The following is a 24,894-nucleotide window of genomic DNA, read 5'->3' on the forward strand; positions in this document are numbered from 1 at the left end:
TAAACGGAGATGGCCCGGGTGTTTTACACTTAACTCTCATGCGTGAATCGCGCTGACGGCAACGTCAGGTGAACAGGACATTGCGTTTAATGTGGCAACAGGTTTTCAGATTAGCGGCCATAAAGCCGGTTAACAGTTTCATCTTTCAACGGAAAATTGAGGTTCGCGATGTCTGACGACATGAAGAATATCAAAGGTTCGTCAGCTGGCGAACAGGGTACACTCCGCTCCATGCAGGAGGTGGCAATGAACGATCAGGATGCGAGCAAAATGTTGCGTACGTACAACATCGCCTGGTGGGGCAACAACTATTACGACGTTAACGAACTGGGCCACATCAGTGTCTGTCCCGATCCGGATCGTCCTGATGTGCGCGTCGATTTAGCTCGTCTGGTCAAAGAGCGCGAAGCGCAGGGCCAGCGTCTGCCTGCTTTATTCTGCTTCCCGCAGATCCTGCAACACCGTCTGCGTTCCATTAACGCCGCCTTTAAACGTGCGCGTGAATCCTACGGTTACAAAGGCGACTACTTCCTGGTTTACCCGATTAAAGTTAACCAGCACAAACGCGTGATTGAGTCACTGATCCACTCCGGCGAACCGCTGGGACTGGAAGCGGGCTCAAAAGCCGAGCTGATGGCGGTGCTGGCGCACGCCGGTCAGACCCGTTCGGTGATCGTCTGTAACGGCTATAAAGATCGCGAATATATTCGTCTGGCGCTGATCGGCGAGAAGATGGGCCACAAGGTCTATCTGGTGCTGGAGAAGATGACCGAAGTGCGGCTGGTGCTGGAAGAAGCAGAGCGTCTGAACGTGGTGCCGCGTCTTGGTATCCGTGCGCGTCTGGCTTCGCAGGGCTCCGGTAAATGGCAGTCGAGCGGCGGCGAAAAGTCGAAGTTTGGCCTGTCAGCCACCCAGGTGCTGAAACTGGTTGAGATCATGCGCGAAGCGGGTCGTATCGACAGCCTGCAGCTGCTGCATTTCCATCTGGGCTCGCAGATGTCCAACATCCGCGATATCGCCACCGGCGTGCGTGAGTCGGCGCGCTTCTATGTCGAACTGGCCAAGCTGGGCGTCAACATCAAATGTTTCGACGTCGGCGGCGGTCTGGGCGTCGATTACGAAGGAACGCGCTCGCAGTCTGACTGCTCGGTCAACTACGGCCTGAATGAGTACGCCAACAACGTAATCTGGGCGATTGGTGCTGCCTGTGATGAGCACGGTCTGGAGCATCCGACGGTGATCACCGAGTCGGGCCGTGCGGTAACCGCGCACCACACGGTACTGGTCTCCAACATCATTGGGGTGGAGCGCAACGAGTTCAGCGAACCTGAAACGCCGGATGCGGATGCGCCGCGCCCGATCCTCAGCATGTGGGAAACCTGGCAGGAGATGCACGAGCCAAGTACCCGCCGCTCGCTTCGTGAATGGCTGCATGACAGCCAGATGGATCTGTTTGATATCCATACCGGCTACTCGTCAGGCACCTACGATCTCAAGCAGCGTTCATGGGCTGAGCAGCTCTATCTGAGCATCTGCCACTATATTCAGCAGCATCTCGATCCGAGCAACCGTGCACACCGTCCAATCATCGACGAACTGCAGGAGCGGATGGCGGATAAGATCTACGTTAACTTCTCGCTGTTCCAGTCAATGCCGGATGCGTGGGGTATCGATCAGCTGTTCCCGGTACTGCCGCTGGAAGGCCTGAACAAGAAGCCGGAGCGCCGTGCCGTGCTGCTCGACATCACCTGTGACTCCGATGGCACCATCGATCACTACGTGGATGGCGACGGTATCGCGACGACCATGCCGATGCCGGAATATGACCTTGATAACCCACCCATGCTGGGCTTCTTTATGGTGGGCGCTTATCAGGAAATTCTGGGCAACATGCATAACCTGTTTGGTGACACCGAAGCGGTGGATGTCTATGCACGCGAAAATGGCGATGTGGAAGTGCAGCTCTCCGATGAAGGCGACACCGTGGCGGACATGCTGCGTTACGTGCAGCTTGATCCTAACGAGCTGATGGCGCTGTTCCGCAATCAGGTTCAGGCATCCGATCTCGACGAAGAGCTGCGCGCGCAGTTCCTGGAAGAGTTCGAGAGCGGCCTCTACGGCTATACCTATTTAGAAGATGAATAATCGATTATGGCGACCGGTAATCGCATATTGCAGTTGCCGTTAACTATGTCGATAATCTGATTCACTCAATCCCTTCCTCGTCGGGCCTAACGACGCGGAGGGGATTTTTTTCATCTCAACCTTAATGGTTTGCGGGCTGGCCCGACTTACGCACATAGAGAGAGCAATTATGTATAACACGCTTGGCAATCAGTACGACAACTCCCTGGTTTCTAACGCCTTTGGTTTCATGCGTTTTCCGCTGAATTTTCAGCCTTACGACAGCGACGCCGAGTGGGTTATCACCGGCGTGCCGTTTGATGCCGCGACCTCGGGTCGTCCGGGCAGCCGCCTGGGTCCGGGCGCGATTCGCCAGATCTCCACCAATCTGGCCTGGGAAGGCTGCCGCTGGCCGTGGGATTTCGACCTGCGTCAGCGTCTGAACGTCGTCGATTGCGGCGATCTGGTTTACGCCTTCGGTGATTCGCAGGATCTCTCCGACAAATTGCAGGCCCATGCTGAAAAACTGCTGGCCAATGGCAAGCGCATGATGACCTTTGGCGGCGACCACTATGTCACACTGCCACTGCTGCGCGCCCATGCAAAACACTTCGGCAAGATGGCGCTGGTGCACTTTGATGCGCATACCGACACCTACTCCAACGGCCCGACCTTCGACCACGGCACCATGTTCTTTACCGCGCCGAAAGAGGGTCTGATCGATCCGCAGCACTCAGTGCAGATTGGTATCCGCACCGAATTCGACAAGAGCCTGGGCTTCAACGTGCTGGATGCGGCGCAGGTCAACGACCGCAGCGTTGATGATATTCTCGCCGAAGTGAAACGCACCGTCGGCGATCTGCCGGTCTATCTGACCTTCGATATCGACTGTCTGGATCCGGCACATGCACCTGGCACCGGCACGCCGGTGATTGGCGGCCTGACCACCGATAAAGCGACCAAGCTGATCCGTGGCCTGCAGGGCATGAACATTGTCGGCATGGATCTGGTGGAAGTCGCACCGGGTTACGATCATGCTGATTTAACGGCACTGGCAGCGGCTACGCTGGCGCTGGATATGCTGCATGTTCAGGCTGTGAACAAAGGCTGATGCCTGCTGCCTGCCGGCTTCAGTCCGGCAGGCGCTGAACGCGGCGTCCTGTCCGTCGGGCGGACGCCGCTGCTGTGATGTTCCTCTCTTTGCCGGATCCGATCGATTCCCTTCTGACCCCGACGGGTAACCGTCAGGCGAGAACCCCTATCTGCAACTAAACTTACAGCGTAAAAATGGCGTAGTGGAGATAATCATGGGCTTTCTTGATGAACTGGCTGGCGCACTGGATGGCAACCAGAGTGAAGGGCATCCGCCGGGACAGTTACAGGCTGTCTGGCATTGGGTGCAGGAGCAGGGCGGTATTGAAGTGCTGCTGCAAAAATTCCAGCAGGGCGGGCTGGGTGAGGTGTTTGGTTCCTGGATCGGCACCGGCGATAACCATCCGGTTGGCCACAGTGAGATTCAGTCTGCTTTTGGTCAGGATGAACTGCAGTCACTGGCCGACAAACTCGGCACCGATGTGAAAGGGGCATCGGGTACGCTGGCTGCGCTATTGCCGCAGCTGATTGATAAAATGTCGCCGCAGGGACACATGGATGAACAGGCGCTGCATGACAATAAGCTGGATCTGGGCTCGATGGTGGATCAGATATTTAAGCGCTAGCGGACTTCGCACGGCTAAGCGCGCACGCCGGATGCATGCGCGCTCAGCGGCGGAATTACTTGCCGTCGGCAGCAATTCGCTCACGAATATGCGCTGCGCGCGCTTCAGAGGCGGGATGCGAGTCAAACATCGAACTCTGACGTCCCTGTTCCATCTTCGCCAGCTTTTCAAAGCTGGTGGCCAGGCCCATTGGATCGATATTGCGCTTCTTCATCAGGTCGTAGGAGTAGTCATCCGCCTGTGATTCCTGCGTCTGGGAGAACTGCGCATTCACCAGTTTTTCACCCATTTCACCCAGCTGCGACTGCGACAGTGAACCAATCACGCCGCCAACCGAGGCGGCTGCGGTGCGGGCCGCAGTTGTGGCATATGCCAGTTGCATCGCCTTGCGCGTATGACCTAACGCGACGTGGCCCATCTCATGACCCAGTACGCCTTCCACTTCATTGTCAGTCATCATATCCATCAGACCGCTGTAAACACGAATACAGCCGTTTGCCATCGCCCAGGCGTTGACATCTTTGGTCTGATAAACCTTGTAGTTAGCCGGTACGCCGTTGATGTTATCGCCCAGCGCCGCCGCGATCTTGTTCAGACGCTGCTGATAATCACTGTTAGCAGGCGCAATCTGATTATCTTTGTCCATCTGCTCACAGGATTTATCGCTCAGCTGCTTTACCTGATCGTCGCTGAGGGTATAAGCCTGATACGCCTGCGCGCCCGACTGCATCAGCGCATTATTGTCTAAACCCTGACAGCCACTCAGCAGCGTCGTCAGTCCAAGCGCTAACACCATTTTTTTGATTTTCATGCTGTATCCCATTCATAACAAGGTAAGAAAAACAAACACCTGAAACTCAGACAGGTGAATAAACGATTTGGTTATAGCGTGCCAGTCTGCACTTTGCTAGCAGATATGGCTGGAAAAGCCATACGAAGCGGCTGCATTTAGCGTTTTACAGCATGTACTTTTGCCCCGTTTCTCATGTACATTGATGGGCAACTTTTTCCTTGTTTTGCCCGGTAACTCATTAATAACAATAAGTTAAGGTGCGAAGCATTAATCCGACCTGGAGTAGAAAATGCCCTCTCGTAAAGAGCTTGCCAACGCCATTCGTGCGTTAAGTATGGATGCAGTACAGAAAGCGAAATCGGGACATCCGGGTGCCCCAATGGGCATGGCGGACATCGCTGAAGTACTCTGGCGCGGCTACCTGAACCACAACCCAACCAACCCGCTGTGGGCTGACCGCGACCGTTTCGTGCTCTCTAACGGTCACGGCTCAATGCTGATCTATAGCCTGTTGCACCTGACCGGCTACGATCTACCCCTGAGCGAACTGGAAAACTTCCGTCAGCTGCACTCAAAAACTCCAGGTCACCCGGAATATGGCTACACCGTGGGCGTTGAAACCACTACCGGTCCGCTGGGGCAGGGCATCGCTAACGCAGTAGGTTTTGCCATTGCTGAGCGCACGCTGGCAGCACAGTTCAACCGTCCGGGTCATGACATCGTAGACCACAACACCTATGTCTTCATGGGTGATGGCTGCATGATGGAAGGTATCTCGCACGAAGTCTGCTCACTGGCCGGTACCCTGAAGCTGGGCAAACTGGTGGCGTTTTATGATGACAACGGTATCTCTATCGATGGTCACATTGATGGCTGGTTCACCGACGACACCGCTAAGCGCTTTGAAGCTTATGGCTGGCACGTGGTGCGCGGCGTCGATGGTCACGATGCGGATGCGATTGCGAAAGCGATCGAGGAAGCGAAAAGCGTCAGCGACAAGCCTTCACTACTGATGTGCAAAACCGTTATCGGTTTTGGTTCACCGAACAAAGCCGGTACCCATGATTCACACGGCGCACCGCTGGGTGATGATGAAGTGGCACTGACCCGCAAACAGCTGGGCTGGACCCACGCGCCGTTCGTTATTCCTTCTGATATCTACGCTGAGTGGGACGCGAAAGAAGCGGGCCAGGCGAAAGAGTCTGCATGGAATGAGAAATTCGCCGCTTACGCACAGGCTCATCCTGAACTGGCTGCCGAGTTTAAACGCCGCGTCAGCAACGAACTGCCAGCTAACTGGCAGGAAGAGTCGCAGAAGTTCGTTGAGCAGCTGCAGGCGAACCCGGCGAAGATCGCCAGCCGTAAAGCCTCACAGAATGCTATTGAAGCTTTCGGTAAAATTCTGCCGGAATACCTGGGCGGCTCAGCCGATCTGGCACCCAGCAACCTGACAATCTGGTCTGGCTCTAAGCCGATCAACGAAGATGCTGCGGGTAACTACATCCACTACGGCGTGCGTGAGTTCGGTATGACCGCAATCGCCAATGGCCTGGCGCTGCATGGCGGCTTCCTGCCTTACACCGCGACCTTCCTGATGTTTGTTGAATATGCGCGTAACGCAGCGCGTATGGCGGCACTGATGAAGATCCGTCAGATCATGGTCTACACCCACGACTCTATCGGTCTGGGCGAAGATGGCCCGACGCACCAGCCGGTTGAACAGATGGCGAGCCTGCGCACCACGCCAAACATGAGCCTGTGGCGTCCATGTGACCAGGTTGAATCCGCGGTGGCGTGGAAATATGCCATTGAGCGTAAAGATGGCCCGACTGCGCTGATCTTCTCCCGTCAGAACCTGGCGCAGCAGGAGCGTGACACTGCTCAGCTGGCTAACGTAGCGCGCGGCGGTTACGTGCTGAAAGATTGCGATGGCACGCCTGAGCTGATCCTGATCGCCACCGGTTCCGAAGTTGAACTGGCTGTCGGTGCCTGGGACAAACTCACCAGCGAAGGCCGCAAAGTGCGCGTGGTCTCTATGCCATCAACGGATGCCTTCGACAAGCAGAGTGATGATTACCGTGAATCCGTGCTGCCAAAAGCGGTCAGCGCACGCGTCGCAATCGAAGCGGGCATCGCTGATTACTGGTTCAAATATACCGGCCTGAACGGCGCTATCGTGGGCATGACCAGCTTCGGCGAATCTGCACCTGCCGATCAGCTGTTCGAACTGTTTGGCTTTACCGTCGACAACGTCGTCGCGAAAGCGAAAGCGCTGCTGGCGTAAAACCGGTCAGGCGGGCCTGTTTCCGCCCGGTTGTAAAAACAGAGGGACGAGATTTTCGTCCCTTTTATTTTTTTATTCCTGCAGTAATAACCGCCTTTTGCCTTAATTTGTGACGCAGATCCAAATTTAAGCAGTCAGATTGATCACAATCATTCCTGTTATTCCTTCCTTCTATTATTGTAGCTGAACCGTTTCAGTCGCCAGGCAAATCGCCCTGGTTTCGGACAATGCCGGGTAAGAATCTCCTGTACAAAATGCAGTGAAACGCTCAGGCTAACGGCACGTTTTTTTCAGTCTGACGTGGCAGGAGAGAAATGACGGTACGGGTAGCGATAAATGGTTTTGGCCGGATTGGACGCAACGTCCTGCGCGCGCTGTATGAAACGGGCCGACGTGCAGAGATCACCGTGGTCGCGATTAACGAGCTGGCAGAAGCTACCGGTATGGCGCATCTGCTGAAATACGATACCAGCCATGGCCGTTTTGCTTTCGATGTCCGCCAGGAGCGCGATGTAATGTGGGTGGGTGGCGATACCCTGCGCATTTTGCACCGTGCAGCCATTGCCGATCTGCCGTGGCGTGAACTCGACGTGGATGTGGTGCTGGACTGCACCGGCGTCTATGGCTCACGCGCTGATGGCGAAGCGCATCTTCAGGCTGGCGCCAAAAAAGTGCTCTTCTCTCATCCCGGCGGAAACGATCTCGACGCCACAGTGGTGTATGGCGTTAACCAGCAGTTACTCACCGCCAGTGACCGCATCGTCTCCAACGCTTCCTGTACCACTAACTGCATTATCCCGGTGATTAAACTGCTGGATGATGCGTTTGGTATCGAATCCGGCACCGTCACCACGATCCACTCGGCGATGCACGATCAGCAGGTGATCGACGCCTATCACAGCGATCTGCGCCGTACGCGTGCAGCCAGTCAGTCGATCATCCCGGTGGACACTCGCCTGGCGGCAGGCATTACCCGTATTTTTCCGAAATTCAACGATCGCTTCGAGGCGATAGCCGTTCGCGTCCCGACGATTAACGTGACGGCCATTGATCTCAGCGTTTCTGTGCATCAGGCGGTGAAGGCGTGTGAAGTTAACACCCTGTTGCGAAGCGCGGCAGAAGGGACATTTCGTGGTATAGTTGACTATACGGAATTACCGTTAGTCTCAGTAGATTTTAACCATGATCCGCACAGTGCCATTGTGGACGGAACACAAACGCGGGTCAGCGGTCAACACCTTATCAAGACCCTGGTCTGGTGTGACAACGAATGGGGCTTTGCTAACCGAATGCTCGACACGACGTTAGCGATGGCCGCAAGCGGTTTCAGGTAAGACGCGGTATGCGTCTGGCAAAACTTATGAGAATCAACGAGAGGATTCACCATGTCTGTAATTAAGATGACCGATCTGGATCTGGCTGGTAAACGCGTTCTGATCCGTGCCGATCTGAACGTACCGGTTAAAGAAGGTAAAGTGACGTCTGATGCACGTATCCGTGCTTCTCTGCCAACCATTGAAGCGGCGTTGAAACAGGGCGCGAAAGTAATGGTTACCTCTCACCTGGGTCGTCCGACCGAAGGTGAATACAATGAAGAGTTCTCGCTGCTGCCGGTAGTTAACTACCTGAAAGACAAGCTTAGCGGCACCACCGTGACCCTGGCAAAAGATTACCTCGATGGCGTTGAAGTCGGCGCTGGCGAACTGGTTGTGCTGGAAAACGTTCGCTTTAACAAAGGCGAAAAGAAAGATGACGAAGCACTGTCTAAAAAATATGCTGCTCTGTGCGACGTCTTTGTGATGGACGCCTTTGGTACCGCGCACCGCGCACAGGCTTCGACCCACGGCGTCGGCAAATTTGCCCCTATCGCCTGTGCTGGCCCGCTGCTCTCTGCAGAACTGGAAGCGCTGGGTAAAGTCATGAGCAACCCGGAGCGTCCGCTGGTGGCTGTGGTAGGGGGTTCTAAAGTCTCTACCAAATTTGACGTGCTGCAATCTCTGGTCAAAATCGCGGACACCGTGATTGTGGGCGGCGGCATTGCCAACACCTTCGTCGCTATCGACAACAACGTCGGCAAATCTCTGTATGAGCCAGACTTCGTTGAAGCGGCTAAAGGCCTGCGCGATCAGCACGGTATTCCGGTTCCAACTGATTCACGCGTCGGCACAGAATTCTCTGAAACTGCGACCGCTACCGTGAAAAAGGTTTCGGAAGTTGCGGATAACGAAGAGATTATGGACTTTGGTGATGAAACCGCACAGGCGATGGCTGCCATCCTGAAGGATGCTAAAACCATCCTGTGGAACGGCCCGGTGGGCGTGTTTGAGTTCCCTAATTTCCGTAAAGGCACCGAGATCGTGGCTAACGCCATTGCAGACAGCGATGCCTTCTCTGTTGCAGGCGGCGGCGATACCTTAGCGGCTATCGACCTGTTCGGCATCGAAGACAAAATTTCCTACATCTCTACCGGCGGCGGCGCGTTCCTTGAGTTCGTGGAAGGCAAAAAACTGCCTGCAGTTGCCATGCTGGAAGAGCGTGCGAAGCAGTAATCCTTTGGGGGCGATGCCTGGCGGCATCGCCTGAAGTCTTGCCCGTCTGGGCGTTTAAATCGACGTTCCTCAAGGGGAACAACGGTCACGAAACAGGACACAATCATGTCTAAAATTTTTGATTTCGTAAAACCCGGCGTTGTCACTGGTGATGACGTACAGAAGATCTTCAAAGTTGCGAAAGAGAACAAATTCGCACTGCCAGCCGTAAACTGCGTCGGAACTGACTCCATCAATGCGGCACTGGAAGCAGCGGCGAAAGTTAAAGCGCCAATCATCATCCAGTTCTCTAACGGCGGTGCTGCATTTATCGCGGGTAAAGGCTTCAAGACTGACAAACCACAGGGCGCGGCAATTTTCGGCGCTATCGCGGGTGCGCACCATGTTCACCTGATGGCTGAGCAGTATGGCGTGCCGGTTATCCTGCACACTGACCACTGTGCCAAGAAACTGCTGCCATGGATCGACGGTCTGCTGGACGCAGGTGAAGAGTACTTCCAGAAAAACGGTAAGCCACTCTTCTCTTCTCACATGATCGACCTGTCAGAAGAGTCACTGGAAGAGAACATCGAGATCAGCAGCAAATATCTGTCGCGCATGGCGAAACTCGACATGACGCTGGAAATCGAACTGGGCTGCACCGGTGGTGAAGAAGATGGCGTTGATAACAGCCACATGGACGCATCTGCACTCTACACCCAGCCAGAAGATGTGAACTACGCGTACGAAAAACTGAATGCTATCAGCCCGCGCTTCACCATTGCGGCTTCATTCGGTAACGTACACGGCGTTTACAAGCCAGGCAACGTGAAACTGACCCCAACCATTCTGCGCGATTCGCAGAAATATGTGTGTGAAAAACATGGCCTGCCGCACAACGCGCTGGACTTCGTTTTCCACGGCGGTTCAGGTTCTTCTGCTGCAGAAATCGAAGAGTCTATCAGCTACGGCGTGATCAAGATGAACATCGATACCGATACCCAATGGGCAACCTGGGACGGCATCCTGCAGTACTACAAAAAGAACGAGGGCTATCTGCAGTCGCAGCTGGGTAACCCGGAAGGCGCTGACAAGCCAAACAAAAAATACTACGACCCACGCGTCTGGCTGCGTTCAGCCCAGGCCTCTATGGTAGTGCGTCTGGAGCAGGCTTTCAAAGAGCTTAACGCTGTCGACGTGCTGTAACTGACGAGTCGTTACCGTACAAAAAAGGCCCGAAAGGGCCTTTTTTTATGCACAATTTCTGGAAAAACAGGGTTAAACGCCGGTCGGTTTGGCGCTTAAGGAGATAATTGATTACCCTTGATGGCAGGGTGTCGGATGTCATCTGGCAGTTTTTTCATTCCCGGTGGGAATCTAACAACAGGGCTTATTAATGGAAGAGTTACACGTCGTCGACGGCTTAAACAACGCAGGTAACTGGCTGGTTCGCAATCAGGCGCTGATCATCAGCTATGCCGTAAATATCGTTGCAGCTATTGCCATCATTATTATCGGGATGATTATCGCCCGTATCATTTCTAATGCCGTAAATCGCCTGCTGCGCGCCCGTCACATAGACGCTACCGTGGCGGACTTCCTCTCCGCACTGGTGCGTTATGGGGTTATCGCCTTCACCGTTATCGCAGCGCTGGGACGCATCGGTGTGCAGACCGCCTCGGTGATTGCCGTGCTGGGTGCTGCGGGTCTGGCCGTGGGTCTGGCGCTGCAGGGGTCACTCTCTAACCTTGCTGCAGGCGTTCTGCTGGTCACTTTCCGTCCGTTTCGCACCGGCGAGTTCGTCGATCTGGGCGGCGTTATGGGAACCGTGCTGCATGTGCAGATTTTCTCCACCACGCTGAGAACGGCAGACGGCAAAATCGTGGTGGTGCCAAACGGCAAGATCATCAGCGGGAACATCGTCAACTTCTCGCGTGAACCGGTTCGCCGTAATGAATTTATCATTGGCGTGGCTTACGAGGCGGATGTGGATGAAGTGATCGCCTTACTGCAACAGGTTGTAGAAGCGGATAGCCGCGTGCTGAAAGATAAAGGTATCCAGATCGGTCTTAACGAACTGGCAGCCTCCTCAATGAACTTTGTGGTGCGTTGCTGGAGCAACAGCGGCGACCTGCAGGACGTTTACTGGGATCTGCTGAAGAACTTTAAGCGTGCGCTGGATGGAAAAGGGATTGGTATTCCTTATCCGCAGATGGATGTGCATCTGCATCAGATGCCGACGCCTGAAGCAGAAGCAACCCAGGTTCAGCCACAGTAATTTTTCAGTGGGCGGCGTCTGTCGCCCATTCATTTTGCTAATCGCAGATTAATTCTTTCAATTTCCGCTAATCATCCTCTCTCTTTATACTTCTCCTCCTCTAACGATGTGAGGAAATAATCCTGTGTTATCTCTCTATTTTCAGGGGCTTGCCCTGGGCGCCGCGCTGATTCTGCCGCTGGGCCCGCAGAACGCTTTTGTGATGAATCAGGGCGTGAAGCGTCAATATCATCTGATGACGGCGGCCCTCTGCTCGCTGAGCGATATTCTGCTGATTTGCGGTGGGATCTTTGGCGGCAGTGCCTTGCTGAGCCAGTCTCCACTGCTGCTGATGGTGATCACCTGGGCGGGCGTAGCCTTTCTGTTGTGGTATGGCTGGGGCGCACTGCGTAGCGCTTTTCGCGGCGACGCCGATCTGGCGGATGGTGAGCCATTAAAGCAGAGCAGGGGACGCATTATCGCGACGCTGCTGGCAGTGACCTGGCTCAATCCGCACGTCTATCTCGATACCTTTGTGGTACTGGGCAGTCTTGGCGGTCAGTTGCCGACCACCACCGCGCGTCAGTGGTTTGCGCTGGGCACCATCAGTGCGTCGATCCTGTGGTTCTTTGGTCTGGCGCTGCTGGCCGCCTGGCTGTCACCACGCCTGCGCACCGCCAAAGCCCAGCGCATCATTAACCTGCTGGTGGGCGCGGTGATGTGGTTTATCGCCCTGCAACTGGCGCGCCAGGGCATTGCCGGATTTTGATCCCAACGTCGATCCGGTGCGGTTATTGCCGCGCGGAGGCCGAACTTTTGCCATAATGACCACTCAAAGCATGGCGCATACCGATGCGCTGTTGGGCTTCGCCGGTTGGAAGCCGTCATAGTACCTTTTCAAGGAGGACTTTCATGAAACTGAAAGCATTGGCTCTGGCCGCAATCATGAGCGCCGGGGCATTGCCTGGCGTATACGCTGATGAGTTACCGAACGGGCCACACGTGGTGACCTCAGGCAAGGCAACGGTCGATGCCCGTCCCGATATCGCCACGCTCTCTATCGTGGTGAACGTGTCGTCAAAAGATGCCGCAGATGCGAAAAAGCAGGCGGATAGCCGGGTTGCACAATATTTCGATTTTCTGCAGAAAAACGGCATTGAGAAGAAAGATATTGATGCGGCAAACCTGAGCACCCAGCCTGAGTACGATTACACCAAAGAGGGTAAATCCGTCCTGAAAGGCTACCGTGCGGTGCGTCAGGTGCAGGTAACCCTGCGTCAGCTGGACAAGCTGAATGATCTGCTGGACGGGGCGCTGAAGTCCGGTCTGAATGAGGTGCGTAGCGTCGAGTTAGGCGTGGCAAATCCGGAGAGTTACAAAGAGCAGGCGCGTAAAGCAGCGATTAAAAATGCGACGCAGCAGGCATCACAGCTGGCTGAAGGCTTTAACGCGAAGCTGGGATCGATCTACAGCATTCGTTATCAGGTCGCTAACTATCAGCCGATGCCGATGAACCGTATGTATAAAGCGGCTGCAGCGGCAGATACCTCGGCGCAGGAGACCTACGATCAGCAAAGCATCAACTTTGACGATCAGGTTGATGTGGTGTTTGAGATCAAGCCCAATACGCCATAGTGCAAAACGGGGCTGATGCCCCGTTAAGACTGCCGATGAATCTCAGGATCTGACCGCAATGAATAAATTCAAAGCGAAGGGAACATGGTCAGAGGAGGAAAGCGTCCCGCGCCATGGACGGCGCGGGCCGAGCGGCCAGGGATTGGCTTAAGCGCCTTTCCGATCTGACCTTGTTCCCTGAGCCAATCCATCCTTACAGCCGTTCGGGGCATAATTTGTCAGCAGTAAAAACGGGGCTTTCGCCCCGTTTTTGTTTTCAGGCTGCGACGTCATCCTGACGCAGCACCCGATGTCCATGCGCAATCAGCGCATCGGTCACCCGACGCATTAACCGGCTTTCCGGTGCAAAACGATGCCAGTAGAGCATCCGGCGCTGACACAAGCCTGGCGTCAGATCTATTAACTCACCGCTCGCCAGCTCACGCTCAATCTGCAGATGCGGGATCATACAGCAGGTCGAACCCTGTCGCGCCATCTGCACAAAGGCTTCAGAGGAGTTCACGATGTGGCAGGGCACACTGCCCGGTGAGAGATCAAAGTTCTGTTGCAGGAAGGCCTGATGCATATCATCAAGATGGTCAAACGCCACCGCAGGCGCTTTCAGCAGGGCAGAGCGGGTGACGCCGTTGGGGAAGAAGCGATCGGCAAAGTCACGCGACGCCACAAACAGGTAGTCGAGCGCACCGAGCTGATCCACCAGACAACTGGGCAGCGGCTGCGGCTGAATACTCACCGCACCCACCACTTCACCACGACGCAGACGCTCCTGGGTGCGGGTTTCATCTTCGACCTGCAGATTCAGGCGTACGGGTGAATCTGCCAGCACATCCTTCAGTGCAGGCAGCAGCCAGGTCGCCAGACTGTCGGCATTGACCGCCAGCGACAGCAGCAGTGGCGTGGTGCCACTGTTCTCATCGCCCAGCCACTCCTCTTCCAGCAGTTCCACCTGGTGCAGCAACGCCAGCAGTTTCTGACCCTGTTCGGTCGGACGTGGTGGCACCGTGCGCACCAGCAGCGGCTGACCAAACAGATTCTCCAGCTGCTTGATACGCTGTGAAACCGCTGACTGGGTGATACATAATTTTTGAGCGGCACGCTCAAATCCGCGTTCGCGGATCACTGAATCCAGCGCCTGAAGCGTTCGATAATCCGGGCGTTTCATTATTCTTCTCTCTCCTTCAGGATGGATGTCACTATGCCACAAAAGTATCACCTGTGATGGCTCTCTTGTTTTTTGTGGGCTGGCTTCCAAAGCGATAAATCCGCGTCGGTCAGCCGAGCATTTTCAGCAAGCCTTGTTTTATACTACGCGCACTTCGTTGTCGCACAGGTTTTAAACATACCATGACCCAGGATGAACTGAAAAAAGCCGTTGGCTGGGCTGCACTTGAGTACGTGCAGCCGGGCACCGTTGTTGGTGTGGGCACCGGATCCACCGCTGCCCACTTTATCGATGCGCTTGCCACGGTCAGGCATCAGATTGAAGGTGCCGTCTCCAGCTCGGATGCCTCAACCCAGAAGCTGAAGAGCCTGGGTATTCAGGTGTTCGACCTGAACGAGATTGACCTGCTGTCGGTGTACGTAGATGGCGCGGATGAGATCAACCCACAGATGCAGATGATCAAAGGCGGCGGCGCGGCGCTGACGCGCGAAAAGATCGTGGCCGCCGTGGCTGAAACCTTTATCTGTATCGCTGACGCTTCAAAAGAGGTCGATGTGCTGGGCCGTTTCCCGCTGCCGGTCGAGGTGATCCCGATGGCGCGCAGTTATGTGGCGCGTCAGCTGGTGAAAATGGGCGGCTTGCCTGAGTATCGTCAGAACGTGGTCACCGATAACGGCAACATTATTCTCGATGTGCATAATCTGCGCATTCTCGATCCCATTGAGCTGGAAAAAACCATCAACGCCTTGCCTGGCGTCGTGACCGTGGGCCTTTTTGCCGCGCGTGGTGCCGATATTGCACTGATTGGCGGGCCTGATGGCGTGAAAACCATCAAAAAATGATCTGTCCGGCGTCGATGCGGCGTCGGTTATTTCTGCCTGCAAATCATCTTTTCTCGCTGCGGTGAAATTTGGTGACTTATGTCACATAACCGTCATCGGCAGCGGGTTCGTTCTCTCTTCCAGTCCGACCTCCTTATTTTGTCCGGCAATGTGCTGCCGTCAGCCGCTGCCGTGCTGGCGGCCGGGCAATCGTTTGTATTGCCCGACGCGATTTTTTTGATATTTTGACAGAAGGCTGGCTTATGGTAGTCCTCATTGAATGCTGAATAGGATCGGGAAATGGCAAAGGTATCACTGGAAAAAGATAAGATTAAGTTCCTGCTGGTGGAAGGTGTCCATCAGAGCGCGCTGGAGAACCTGCGGGCTGCAGGCTATACCAACATCGAATTCCATAAGGGCGCACTGGACTCCGACGCGTTAAAAGCATCGATCCGTGATGCACACTTTATTGGTATCCGTTCCCGCTCCCAGCTCACTGAAGAGATTTTTGCGGCGGCTGAAAAGCTGGTCGCCGTTGGCTGTTTCTGTATCGGTACCAACCAGGTTGATCTGCAGGCGGCTGCCAGCCGGGGTATTCCCGTGTTCAATGCGCCGTTCTCAAATACCCGCTCGGTTGCGGAGCTGGTGATTGGTGAGATGCTGCTGATGCTGCGTGGCATCCCGGAAGCGAATGCGAAAGCACACCGTGGCATCTGGAATAAGATTGCCAAAGGCTCATTTGAAGCGCGTGGCAAAAAACTGGGTATTATCGGTTACGGCCATATCGGAATGCAGCTGGGCGTGCTGGCAGAAAGCCTGGGTATGCATGTTTTCTTCTACGACATTGAAAACAAGCTGCCGCTGGGTAATGCCACGCAGGTACGCCATCTGGCCGATCTCCTCAACATGAGCGATGTGGTCAGCCTGCACGTGCCGGAAACCGTCTCTACACAGGATATGATTGGTGCAGAGCAGCTGGCGCAGATGAAGCCTGGCGCGCTGCTGATTAACGCCTCACGCGGCACGGTGGTGGATATCCCGGCGCTGTGCGATGCGCTGGCCAGCAAGCATGTGGGTGGCGCAGCCATCGACGTCTTCCCGAGCGAGCCAGCTACCAACAGCGAGCCGTTTATCTCTCCACTGAGTGAGTTCGACAACGTGATCCTGACGCCGCACATTGGCGGCTCAACGGAAGAAGCGCAGGAGAACATCGGCATTGAAGTGGCGGGCAAGCTGGCGAAATACTCCGATAACGGCTCGACTCTCTCGGCTGTTAACTTCCCCGAAGTGTCACTACCGATTCACGGTATCAGCGCCAGTCGTCTGCTGCATATCCATGAGAACCGCCCTGGCGTGCTGACGGCCATCAACCAGATTTTTGCCGAGCAGGGCATCAACATCGCCGCCCAGTATCTGCAAACCTCGCCGTTTATGGGCTATGTGGTGATCGACATTGATGCAGAGCCGGAAGTGGCTGAGAACGCGCTGCAGCTGATGAAGGCGATTCCGGGTACCATCCGCGCCCGTCTGCTTTACTAAGCGCTACCAACCTGAACAGGCGCTTAGTTGCGTCTCTTCAGGTAGTTAATACAGGCTGTCCCGATTTGCTGTAAGACCGAGACTGCGAAGAGAACACGGTCAGATCGGAAAGATGCAAAAGCCGCCATCCATGGCATGCCCGTCCCGCGCGATTACGCACCTCATCCCTGAGGTGCGCCCGTAACCGGGCCAACGCGTTGCGTTGTTTAAAAACGTTCCCGGCGTTTTTATCCGGGCGGCGGGACGCTTTCCTCTTCTGACCATGTTCCCTGCGCGTTAAGCTATTTCATTGCTGCCAGATGCGCCCAGGTATGAGTTTTCACTTGTCTGCAAAAGCGACTCTTCTACTCCCACTGCCAGAGTTTTGATGGCGTCATTACCGCCGGCAAAGGCACATCCCATTCTGCCACCGGCAGGCTATCGACCTGCTGACAATCGTGTGCCAGGCCCACCGGCAAAAAACCGTGCTGCCGCCAGTTCTGCAGGGTGCGATCGTAGAAGCCGCCGCCCATCCCCAGACGCTGTCCATGCTGATCAAACGCTACCAGTGGCACCATCATCAGATCCAGTTGATCAAGGGTGATCACCTGCCGGATATCCAGCGGCGGTTCAGGAATGCGCAGCTTATTTTTGAGCAATGGGGTATCGGGCGAGTAGCGCAGAAACAACAAATTACCGGGGGAGAAGGGGTGTAAAACCGGCAGACAGACCGTTTTCTTCAGATGCCAGAGGCGGGCAATCAGCGGACGGGTATTCAGTTCGCCATCCACCGACAGAAACAGGGCGATATTGCGCGCTTCAGTCACCGGGGCGTAGTTGAGCGCATGTTCAGCGAGCTGCTCAGCGGCCTGCGTTTGCTGCTCATCGGTAAGTGCCCGTCGCAGATGTCGCACATGCTGGCGAATCGCCTGACGCTGGGTCATTGAAGGTTCAGACATGGAAGGTTCAGACATGATTTCCCCGCCGGATAAGTCGCTGTTGAGCGACTATAACATGTCAGTCAGGGGAAAAAAGCAGGACTACAGGAAGAGAGATCTCCGAGATGCCGCCGTAGGCTGTAACCCTTGAACCCTTGGTTCAAGGTGAACATGCCGTCATAACCATCAGGCTTCTCGGACGAACCGAGCATGCACACAGGTTACGAGCGTCACATTCTGTTTTTTCGAAATATCGGCTCAGGGGACTGGCCCACATGCAAACATCTCAGAGAAAATTTACCTCACCGTTACTTAAGTATAGCAACCATGAAGTTTTATTCGAACTTCGCACCCTCACGCTCAGAGATGCGACCCTGCTCAACTAATGCCTGTTCAATCGTCTGCTGCAACATACGGATACGCTGTTCCATATTAGCAGCATAATCACGCGTTTTCACTTTCTCTTGCGCCAGCTCGTGGCAGACGTTTAACGCGGCGATGAACACCAGTTGTTCTGTATTGGTGACTCTAGTGCGAACTTTTAGATCTTGCAACCGTTGATTGAGATCTTCAGCCGCGCTATTGAGCGCATCTTGCTGCTCTGGCGGACAATTTACTCTCAACGAACGACCAAAAATTTGTAAATCTACCGGTTGTGCAGACATGCCACCTTCCTGACTGATTACTTCGCTCGCAACTCCCTTAGCAGTCAATGGCTTGGGAGGCGGGCAACTATATAGACCCACGAAATAAGATACAACCCCTTTTCTGGAAACCTTGAGGCAGCTAGTGGTAGCATAACACGAACTTATTCTGCCAACGACGATGAAAACTTATGTCCTTACAGAACGCAACCCCCGATTACAACGCGCTCGCGGCGGTGCTCTCACAGCAGGGTGTTGGAATGACGCCCGCAGAAATGCACGGCCTGCTGAGTGGCATCCTCTGCGGTGGGAACCAGGACACCAGCTGGAAGACGCTGGTACACGATCTGGCTAACGAAGGCATGGCGTTTTCACACACTCTTGCCGTGCCGCTGGCGGAACTACACGAGCATACGGCGACTACGCTGGAAGATGAAGGCTTCCTGTTTCAGCTGCTGCTGCCTGCTGACGACGACATCACTGTATTTGACCGTGCCGACGCGCTGGCGGGCTGGGTTAACCATTTTCTGCTCGGCCTGGGCGTAACACAGCCTAAACTGGATAAAGTCACCGGCGAAACCGGCGAAGCAATCGATGATCTGCGCACCATCGCACAGCTCGGTTACGAAGAAGATGAAGACCAGGAGGAGCTGGAGCAGTCGCTGGAGGAGGTGATTGAGTATGTACGTGTCGCCGCGCTGCTGTGCCACGATACGTTCACCCGCCCGCAGCCAACCGCGCCAGAAGTGCAAAAACCGACGCTACACTAATTTCAGGTCAACGAGTTTAACCGGTCAGTTTACAGGGAGTGCAGAGATGATTTCACTGGAACGATTCCTGCAGCGTCGTCAGGCGCTGCTGGCGAAGATGGTGCCTGGGAGCGCAGCGTTAATCTTTGCTGCGCCAGAAGTGATGCGCAGTAATGACACCGAATATCCGTTCCGCCAGAGCAGCGACTTCTGGTATTTCACCGGTTTTAACGAGCCGCAGGCGTTGCTGGTGCTGATCAAAAGCGATGAGAATCATAACCACAGCGTGTTGTTTAACCGCGTGCGCGATCCTGCGGCGGAAACCTGGTCTGGCCGTCGCCTGGGTCAGGAGGCCGCACCCGACAAACTGGGCGTCGATCGCGCTTTACCCTGGAATGATATTGGTGATCAGCTGCACCTGCTGCTGAATGGCCTGGATGTGGTTTACCATGCGCAGGGCGAATATGCCCACGCGGACACACTGGTGTTCAGCGCGCTGGATAAGCTACGTCGCGGCTTCCGCCAGCATCTCAGTGCGCCCGATACCCTCACTGACTGGCGTCCCTGGGTGCATGAGATGCGCCTGTTTAAAGATGCGGATGAGATTGAACTGTTACGTCGCGCCGGGAAAATCAGTGCACTGGCGCATACCCGCGCCATGCAAGCCTGTCGGCCAGGCCTGTTCGAGTATCAGCTCGAAGGGGAAATTCAGCACGAATTTAACCGTCACGGTGCGCGTTTTCCCTCCTATAACACCATTGTGGGTGCCGGAGTTAACGGCTGCATTCTGCACTACACCGAAAACGAAAGCGAAATGCGCGACGGCGATCTGGTGCTGATCGATGCAGGCTGTGAGTTCCACGGCTATGCAGGCGATATCACCCGCACCTTCCCGGTTAACGGCAAATTCAGCCCGGCGCAGCGCGCGATTTATGACATCGTGCTGGCTTGCCTCAGCCGCTCGCTTGAACTGTTCCGGCCAGGCATCAGCATTCGTGAAGTGAATGATGAAGTGGTGCGCATCATGGTCACCGGGCTGGTGGAGCTGGGCATCCTGGAGGGCGACGTCGATACATTGATCGCCGAGGAAGTCCATCGTCAGTTCTATATGCATGGCCTGGGCCACTGGCTGGGGCTGGATGTGCATGATGTCGGCCACTACGGCACCCCGAGCCGCGACCGCGTACTGGAGCCGGGCATGGTGTTAACCGTCGAGCCGGGTCTTTATATCGCACCGGATGCCGACGTGCCCGCGCAGTATCGCGGCATTGGTATCCGAATCGAAGATGACATTGTGATCACTGAAGATGGCATTGAAAATCTCACCGACAGCGTCGTGAAAGAGGCGGATGAGATTGAAGCACTGATGGCGGCGGCAAAACAGGCATGACGATTCTGATTGCCGGTGGCGGCATGACCGGGGCGACGCTGGCGCTGGCGATCTCCCATCTGACCCAGGGCACACTGCCGGTAACGCTGATTGAAAGCAGCGAGCCTGGCAGTCGGGCGCATCCCGGTTTCGATGGCCGCGCTATTGCGCTCTCTGCCGGTACCTGCCAGCAGCTTGCGGACATCAATCTGTGGCAGCACATCGCCCGTTGTGCCACGCCGATTACCGACATCCATGTCTCCGATCGCGGTCACGCCGGTTTTGTGTCGCTGGCGGCGTCTGACTACGCTATTCCGGCGCTGGGACAGGTTGTCGAGCTGTTTGACGTCGGTCAGCGTCTGTTTGCGGAACTGAAAAAAGCACCCGGCGTAACGCTGCGCTGTCCGGCTCGTGTCATCCAGGCTAACCGCCATGAGCAGCAGGTTGAGGTGACGCTGGACAGTGGCGAACAACTCAGCGGCAAACTGCTGGTGGCGGCGGATGGCACGCGCTCTGCGCTGGCGGCTTCGTGCGGCATTCAGTGGCAAAGAGACGACTATGAACAGCTTGCCGTGATTGCCAATGTCTCCACCGCGCTGCCTCATCAGGGCCGGGCATTTGAACGTTTTACCGAACATGGCCCGCTGGCGCTGTTGCCGATGTCCGGCAATCGCCTGTCGCTGGTCTGGTGTCATCCGGTTTCGCAGCGTGAACGCATTGAGCAGTGGAGCGAGGCCGAATTCCTCAGCCAGCTGCAGCGTGCCTTTGGCTGGCGGCTGGGTAAATTTACCCACACCGGCCAGCGTGAGTATTACCCGCTGGCGCTGCACCGGGCGATGTCGCCAGTGACGCATCGCGTGGCGGTGGTGGGCAATGCGGCGCAGACGCTACATCCGATTGCCGGGCAGGGCTTCAACCTGGGCCTGCGCGATGTGATGTCGCTGGCTGAAACGCTGGCAGCCGCCCATCGGCAGCAGCAGGACCCCGGCAGCTATGCGGTGCTGCATCATTATCAGCAGCGTCGTCAGCCCGACCGCGCCGCCACCATCGGTATCACCGACGGACTGGTTCGCATCTTTGCGAATCACTATGGCCCGCTGGTGGCAGGACGGAACCTGGGCCTGCTGGCGATGGATCATCTGCCGTGGTTAAGAAATCAACTGGCTGAGCGCACGCTTGGCTGGGTTAAGCGTTAATAAAGAGGCTCAGATGCAAACTTTTGATGTGGTGATTGCCGGTGGCGGTATGGTGGGACTGGCGGTGGCCTGCGGCTTGCAGGGCAGCGGACTGCGCATCGCCGTACTGGAAAAATCACCGGAGCCACCGCTGGCGCTGAGTGCATCACCGTCAGTTCGCGTGTCGGCAATCAATGCCGCCAGCGAACGGCTGCTGCAGAAGCTGGATGTCTGGTCGACCATTCTCTCGCTGCGCGCCAGCGCTTATCACGGCATGGAAGTGTGGGATAAGGACAGTTTCGGCTCCATCGCCTTTGATGATGAGCAGCAGGGCCTGTCGCATCTGGGCCATATCATCGAAAACCCGGTGATCCACAATGCGCTCTGGCAACGTGCCAGCGCCTGCAGCGACGTGACGATTATGGCACCCTCGCAGTTACAGCAGGTCGCGTTTGGTGATAACGAAGCCTTCGTTACCCTGCAGGATGGCAGCATGTTAAGTGCGCGATTAATGATTGCCGCTGACGGCGCTAACTCCTGGCTGCGCAATAAAGCCGATATCCCGCTGACCTTCTGGGATTACGATCACCATGCGTTAGTGGCTAATGTCCGCACTGAGAAGCCGCACGACGCAGTAGCGCGCCAGGTGTTCCACGGCGACGGCATTCTGGCTTTCCTGCCGATGCAGGATCCGCATCTCAGTTCCATCGTCTGGTCGCTCTCGCCGCAGGAAGCGAGCCGTCTGGAAACCATGCCGGAAGCGCTGTTCAATCAGCAGCTCTCGGTGGCGTTTGATATGCGGCTCGGCCTGTGCCAGCTGGAAAGCGAGCGCAAAACGTTTCCGCTGGTGGCGCGCTATGCCCGCAACTTCGCGGCACACCGTCTGGCGCTGGTGGGCGATGCGGCTCACACCATTCATCCGCTGGCGGGTCAGGGCGTTAACCTTGGGTTTATGGATGCCGCCGAGCTGATCGGTGAGATTCGCCGCCTGCATCAGCAGGGCAAAGATATTGGTCAGCACCTCTATCTGCGACGCTATGAGCGCAGCCGTAAGCACAGCGCCGCAATGATGCTGGCGGGAATGCAGGGCTTCCGTGAAATGTTCGCAGGCAATAACCCGGCGAAAAAATTGCTGCGCGACGTGGGTCTGAAACTGGCTGACCGCCTGCCGGGTGTCAAACCCATGATGCTGAAGCAGGCGATGGGCCTGAATGATCTGCCCGCCTGGCTACGCTAAATCTGCCCTTCTGTTAAGCCAGCTTCTGCTGGCTTTTTTTACGCCTGACACCGCTCTGCACCACAAAAAGGCAACGCTGCACCAGCAGAGGTCTTCGTTTGATTTATTCTAATTTTGCGGGCGAATTCGCATTACTTTTTCTCATTCTTCTGTCCGCTGGGCGCGGGATTTTTTTAACATCCTGAATGCCATCCCGCATAAATTTGCTGCGTATATTTAAATTCCCTGCATTTATTGCGCGATTAATCACAAAATTGCAGTTTTATATCCTGTTGGCAGCCGTTCCTGGTTAGGCTGTGCCTCTGCTTTCGACCCCGGTTTGCTTATGGTTAATCGTCAGATTCGGTGGTAACGTCAGCCCTAAGAGAACGTTTGCGTCGGCACTGAATTCCGGCGCACTTTTGCACTCACTCGCTTCTGCACAGGATGGTTATGACTCAGCAAACACCTCTGTTTGAACAGCATCAGGCCTGCGGTGCCCGCATGGTGGATTTTCATGGCTGGATGATGCCGCTGCACTATGGCTCCCAGATGGATGAACATCATGTGGTGCGCACCGACGCCGGTATGTTTGATGTCTCTCACATGACCATCGTCGACCTGACAGGCCCGCGTACCCGTGAATTCCTGCGCTACCTGCTGGCAAATGATGTGGCAAAACTGACCCAGCCAGGCAAAGCGCTCTACACCGGGATGCTGAATGCCTCGGGTGGCGTCATTGACGATTTGATTGTTTACTTTATGAGCGAAGAGTTCTTCCGCCTGGTGGTGAACTCTGCCACCCGTGAAAACGATCTCGCCTGGATCACGCAACACGCGCAGGGCTATGGCATTACGCTGACGGAACGCGACGACCTGGCGCTGATTGCCGTGCAGGGTCCGCAGGCGCAGCAGAAGGCTCAGACGCTGTTCAGCGAGGAGCAGCGTCAGGCTGTTGCCGGCATGAAGCCATTTTTCGGCGTGCAGTCAGGTGACCTGTTTATCGCCACCACCGGCTATACCGGCGAAGCGGGATATGAGATTGCTATGCCTGCAGAGGAGGCGGCCGATTTCTGGCAGCGTCTGCTGGCTGCTGGCGTTAAACCTGCCGGACTGGGCGCACGTGACACGCTGCGTCTGGAAGCGGGTATGAATCTGTATGGTCAGGAGATGGATGAAGGCGTTTCACCGCTGGCTGCCAACATGGGCTGGACGGTCTGCTGGGAACCTGCTGACCGCGATTTCATCGGCCGGGAAGCGCTGGAACTGCAGCGTGAACGCGGTACCGAAAAGCTGGTAGGACTCATCCTCACAGAAAAAGGGGTGCTGCGTAACGGCTTGCCGGTGCGTTTCACCGATGACCAGGGGCAGCCGCAGGAGGGGATCATCACCAGTGGCTCTTTCTCTCCGACGCTGGGTTGCAGCATCGCCCTGGCGCGCGTACCGGCCTCAGTCGGCAGCACCGCCATCGTTGAGATCCGTAACCGCCAGATGCCGGTCCAGGTTACCCGTCCCGTTTTTGTCCGCGCCGGTAAACCGGTCGCTCAGTAAATTTTATTCAGGAGAAATGGCCAATGAGCAATGTGCCGAATACGTTGAAGTATCGCGACAGCCACGAGTGGGTGCGCAAAGAAGAAGATGGCAGCTACACCGTGGGTATCACTGAACACGCGCAGGAGCTACTGGGCGACATGGTGTTTGTCGATCTGCCGGAAGTGGGCGCGACGTTTGCCGCCGGTGAAGAGTGCGCGGTCGCGGAATCCGTTAAAGCGGCTTCAGATATCTATGCGCCGATCAGCGGTGAGATTGTGGCGGTCAACGAAGCACTGACTGACTCACCGGAGCAGGTCAACAGCGAGCCTTATGAAGGCGGCTGGTTATTCAAAATCAAAGCCAGTGACGCGTCTGAAATTGACACGCTGCTGGATGCGGATGCTTACAAAGCCTCCATCGACGAGTAGTC

At 55.7% G+C, this 24,894-nt stretch carries 22 protein-coding genes and 1 other RNA gene; 18 read left to right on the forward strand and 5 right to left on the reverse strand.

Annotated elements, in window-relative coordinates; all coding sequences use genetic code 11:
• The first annotated feature begins 168 nt into the window (after positions 1-168).
• The 3 genes from speA to ACXKZD_RS03650 all read left to right on the forward strand — a co-directional run bounded on the left by speA (position 169) and on the right by ACXKZD_RS03650 (position 3,842).
• Positions 169-2,145 carry a biosynthetic arginine decarboxylase gene (speA, locus tag ACXKZD_RS03640; RefSeq protein ID WP_010248849.1) on the forward strand — a complete coding sequence of 659 codons (1,977 nt, stop codon included), beginning with the start codon at positions 169-171 and terminating at the stop codon, positions 2,143-2,145.
• 169 nt (positions 2,146-2,314) lie between these two features.
• Entirely contained in the window at positions 2,315-3,235 is a 921-nt protein-coding gene (gene speB / locus ACXKZD_RS03645; RefSeq protein WP_010248847.1) for an agmatinase, read from the forward strand.
• A 196-nt stretch (positions 3,236-3,431) separates the two neighbouring features.
• Positions 3,432-3,842 carry a YidB family protein gene (locus ACXKZD_RS03650; RefSeq protein ID WP_010248845.1) on the forward strand — a complete coding sequence of 137 codons (411 nt, stop codon included), beginning with the start codon at positions 3,432-3,434 and terminating at the stop codon, positions 3,840-3,842.
• A gap of 55 nt (positions 3,843-3,897) precedes the next feature.
• Here the strand turns inward: ACXKZD_RS03650 and loiP are convergent, their stop codons facing one another.
• On the reverse strand, positions 3,898-4,653 hold the full coding sequence (gene loiP / locus ACXKZD_RS03655; protein WP_010671064.1) for a metalloprotease LoiP: 756 nt from the start codon (positions 4,651-4,653) through the stop codon (positions 3,898-3,900).
• Positions 4,654-4,924: 271 nt separating this feature from the next.
• On the opposite strand from loiP, the gene tkt reads away from it, so the two are divergent.
• The 7 genes from tkt (at position 4,925) to ACXKZD_RS03690 (ending at position 13,339) form a co-directional block, all read left to right on the forward strand.
• Positions 4,925-6,919: a transketolase gene (tkt, locus tag ACXKZD_RS03660; RefSeq protein ID WP_022623841.1), complete on the forward strand. Its 1,995-nt coding sequence runs from the start codon at positions 4,925-4,927 to the stop codon at positions 6,917-6,919.
• A 314-nt stretch (positions 6,920-7,233) separates the two neighbouring features.
• Positions 7,234-8,253: an erythrose-4-phosphate dehydrogenase gene (gene epd, locus ACXKZD_RS03665; protein ID WP_488981873.1), complete on the forward strand. Its 1,020-nt coding sequence runs from the start codon at positions 7,234-7,236 to the stop codon at positions 8,251-8,253.
• Between the two features lie 51 nt (positions 8,254-8,304).
• The gene (gene pgk / locus ACXKZD_RS03670) at positions 8,305-9,468 is read left to right on the forward strand and encodes a phosphoglycerate kinase (RefSeq protein ID WP_010248837.1); all 1,164 of its coding nucleotides are present in this window, start codon (positions 8,305-8,307) and stop codon (positions 9,466-9,468) included.
• Between the two features lie 105 nt (positions 9,469-9,573).
• Entirely contained in the window at positions 9,574-10,653 is a 1,080-nt protein-coding gene (gene fbaA / locus ACXKZD_RS03675) for a class II fructose-bisphosphate aldolase (protein WP_336999222.1), read from the forward strand.
• A 190-nt stretch (positions 10,654-10,843) separates the two neighbouring features.
• On the forward strand, positions 10,844-11,725 hold the full coding sequence (gene mscS / locus ACXKZD_RS03680) for a small-conductance mechanosensitive channel MscS (RefSeq protein ID WP_132499415.1): 882 nt from the start codon (positions 10,844-10,846) through the stop codon (positions 11,723-11,725).
• 124 nt (positions 11,726-11,849) lie between these two features.
• Positions 11,850-12,473, forward strand: a complete 624-nt coding sequence (gene argO / locus ACXKZD_RS03685; RefSeq protein ID WP_010671062.1) for an arginine exporter ArgO — start codon at positions 11,850-11,852, stop codon at positions 12,471-12,473.
• A 143-nt stretch (positions 12,474-12,616) separates the two neighbouring features.
• Positions 12,617-13,339, forward strand: a complete 723-nt coding sequence (locus tag ACXKZD_RS03690; protein ID WP_064690347.1) for an oxidative stress defense protein — start codon at positions 12,617-12,619, stop codon at positions 13,337-13,339.
• Positions 13,340-13,595: 256 nt separating this feature from the next.
• On the opposite strand, the gene ACXKZD_RS03695 is transcribed toward ACXKZD_RS03690, so the two are convergent.
• Positions 13,596-14,501 carry a LysR family transcriptional regulator ArgP gene (locus tag ACXKZD_RS03695; RefSeq protein ID WP_010248822.1) on the reverse strand — a complete coding sequence of 302 codons (906 nt, stop codon included), beginning with the start codon at positions 14,499-14,501 and terminating at the stop codon, positions 13,596-13,598.
• A gap of 182 nt (positions 14,502-14,683) precedes the next feature.
• On the opposite strand from ACXKZD_RS03695, the gene rpiA reads away from it, so the two are divergent.
• Together rpiA and serA are read left to right on the forward strand one after the other, a co-directional pair.
• On the forward strand, positions 14,684-15,343 hold the full coding sequence (gene rpiA, locus ACXKZD_RS03700; RefSeq protein ID WP_010248819.1) for a ribose-5-phosphate isomerase RpiA: 660 nt from the start codon (positions 14,684-14,686) through the stop codon (positions 15,341-15,343).
• A 279-nt stretch (positions 15,344-15,622) separates the two neighbouring features.
• Entirely contained in the window at positions 15,623-16,861 is a 1,239-nt protein-coding gene (gene serA / locus ACXKZD_RS03705) for a phosphoglycerate dehydrogenase (protein WP_010248817.1), read from the forward strand.
• 344 nt (positions 16,862-17,205) lie between these two features.
• Here the strand turns inward: serA and ACXKZD_RS03710 are convergent, their stop codons facing one another.
• The 3 genes from ACXKZD_RS03710 to zapA all read right to left on the reverse strand — a co-directional run bounded on the left by ACXKZD_RS03710 (position 17,206) and on the right by zapA (position 18,443).
• Positions 17,206-17,799, reverse strand: coding sequence for a 5-formyltetrahydrofolate cyclo-ligase (locus ACXKZD_RS03710; RefSeq protein ID WP_010671060.1), 594 nt, complete (start codon positions 17,797-17,799; stop codon positions 17,206-17,208).
• Positions 17,800-17,891: 92 nt separating this feature from the next.
• Positions 17,892-18,074: non-coding RNA, 6S RNA (ssrS, locus tag ACXKZD_RS03715), on the reverse strand.
• Positions 18,075-18,113: 39 nt separating this feature from the next.
• Entirely contained in the window at positions 18,114-18,443 is a 330-nt protein-coding gene (gene zapA, locus ACXKZD_RS03720; protein ID WP_008925677.1) for a cell division protein ZapA, read from the reverse strand.
• 170 nt (positions 18,444-18,613) lie between these two features.
• Between zapA and ACXKZD_RS03725 the strand changes: the two genes are divergently transcribed.
• The 6 genes from ACXKZD_RS03725 (at position 18,614) to gcvH (ending at position 24,892) form a co-directional block, all read left to right on the forward strand.
• Entirely contained in the window at positions 18,614-19,192 is a 579-nt protein-coding gene (locus ACXKZD_RS03725) for a YecA/YgfB family protein (protein WP_022623836.1), read from the forward strand.
• Between the two features lie 46 nt (positions 19,193-19,238).
• Positions 19,239-20,561 (forward strand): Xaa-Pro aminopeptidase, encoded by a 1,323-nt coding sequence (gene pepP, locus ACXKZD_RS03730; protein ID WP_080740534.1) that lies wholly within the window; start codon positions 19,239-19,241, stop codon positions 20,559-20,561.
• A complete protein-coding gene (ubiH, locus tag ACXKZD_RS03735; RefSeq protein ID WP_192033545.1) occupies positions 20,558-21,736 on the forward strand; it encodes a 2-octaprenyl-6-methoxyphenyl hydroxylase in 1,179 nt (392 codons plus the stop codon). Before pepP ends, ubiH begins: the two co-directional genes overlap by 4 nt.
• 13 nt (positions 21,737-21,749) lie before the next feature.
• On the forward strand, positions 21,750-22,952 hold the full coding sequence (gene ubiI / locus ACXKZD_RS03740) for an FAD-dependent 2-octaprenylphenol hydroxylase (RefSeq protein WP_033780725.1): 1,203 nt from the start codon (positions 21,750-21,752) through the stop codon (positions 22,950-22,952).
• Positions 22,953-23,384: 432 nt separating this feature from the next.
• The gene (gcvT, locus tag ACXKZD_RS03745; protein ID WP_010248804.1) at positions 23,385-24,482 is read left to right on the forward strand and encodes a glycine cleavage system aminomethyltransferase GcvT; all 1,098 of its coding nucleotides are present in this window, start codon (positions 23,385-23,387) and stop codon (positions 24,480-24,482) included.
• Positions 24,483-24,505: 23 nt separating this feature from the next.
• The gene (gene gcvH / locus ACXKZD_RS03750; RefSeq protein WP_010248802.1) at positions 24,506-24,892 is read left to right on the forward strand and encodes a glycine cleavage system protein GcvH; all 387 of its coding nucleotides are present in this window, start codon (positions 24,506-24,508) and stop codon (positions 24,890-24,892) included.
• Positions 24,893-24,894: the final 2 nt, after the last annotated feature.

It is taken from the genome of Pantoea sp. ABR1s (assembly GCF_057812235.1).

Bases quoted from the DNA above. Each gene is read 5' to 3' on its own strand.
- speA (WP_010248849.1), top strand. From the start codon at position 169: ATGTCTGACGACATGAAGAATATCAAAGGTTCGTCAGCTGGCGAACAG.
- speB (WP_010248847.1), top strand. From the start codon at position 2,315: ATGTATAACACGCTTGGCAATCAGTACGACAACTCCCTGGTTTCTAAC.
- ACXKZD_RS03650 (WP_010248845.1), top strand. From the start codon at position 3,432: ATGGGCTTTCTTGATGAACTGGCTGGCGCACTGGATGGCAACCAGAGT.
- loiP (WP_010671064.1), bottom strand. From the start codon at position 4,653: ATGAAAATCAAAAAAATGGTGTTAGCGCTTGGACTGACGACGCTGCTG.
- tkt (WP_022623841.1), top strand. From the start codon at position 4,925: ATGCCCTCTCGTAAAGAGCTTGCCAACGCCATTCGTGCGTTAAGTATG.
- epd (WP_488981873.1), top strand. From the start codon at position 7,234: ATGACGGTACGGGTAGCGATAAATGGTTTTGGCCGGATTGGACGCAAC.
- pgk (WP_010248837.1), top strand. From the start codon at position 8,305: ATGTCTGTAATTAAGATGACCGATCTGGATCTGGCTGGTAAACGCGTT.
- fbaA (WP_336999222.1), top strand. From the start codon at position 9,574: ATGTCTAAAATTTTTGATTTCGTAAAACCCGGCGTTGTCACTGGTGAT.
- mscS (WP_132499415.1), top strand. From the start codon at position 10,844: ATGGAAGAGTTACACGTCGTCGACGGCTTAAACAACGCAGGTAACTGG.
- ACXKZD_RS03690 (WP_064690347.1), top strand. From the start codon at position 12,617: ATGAAACTGAAAGCATTGGCTCTGGCCGCAATCATGAGCGCCGGGGCA.
- ACXKZD_RS03695 (WP_010248822.1), bottom strand. From the start codon at position 14,501: ATGAAACGCCCGGATTATCGAACGCTTCAGGCGCTGGATTCAGTGATC.
- rpiA (WP_010248819.1), top strand. From the start codon at position 14,684: ATGACCCAGGATGAACTGAAAAAAGCCGTTGGCTGGGCTGCACTTGAG.
- serA (WP_010248817.1), top strand. From the start codon at position 15,623: ATGGCAAAGGTATCACTGGAAAAAGATAAGATTAAGTTCCTGCTGGTG.
- ACXKZD_RS03710 (WP_010671060.1), bottom strand. From the start codon at position 17,799: ATGTCTGAACCTTCAATGACCCAGCGTCAGGCGATTCGCCAGCATGTG.
- zapA (WP_008925677.1), bottom strand. From the start codon at position 18,443: ATGTCTGCACAACCGGTAGATTTACAAATTTTTGGTCGTTCGTTGAGA.
- ACXKZD_RS03725 (WP_022623836.1), top strand. From the start codon at position 18,614: ATGTCCTTACAGAACGCAACCCCCGATTACAACGCGCTCGCGGCGGTG.
- pepP (WP_080740534.1), top strand. From the start codon at position 19,239: ATGATTTCACTGGAACGATTCCTGCAGCGTCGTCAGGCGCTGCTGGCG.
- ubiH (WP_192033545.1), top strand. From the start codon at position 20,558: ATGACGATTCTGATTGCCGGTGGCGGCATGACCGGGGCGACGCTGGCG.
- ubiI (WP_033780725.1), top strand. From the start codon at position 21,750: ATGCAAACTTTTGATGTGGTGATTGCCGGTGGCGGTATGGTGGGACTG.
- gcvT (WP_010248804.1), top strand. From the start codon at position 23,385: ATGACTCAGCAAACACCTCTGTTTGAACAGCATCAGGCCTGCGGTGCC.
- gcvH (WP_010248802.1), top strand. From the start codon at position 24,506: ATGAGCAATGTGCCGAATACGTTGAAGTATCGCGACAGCCACGAGTGG.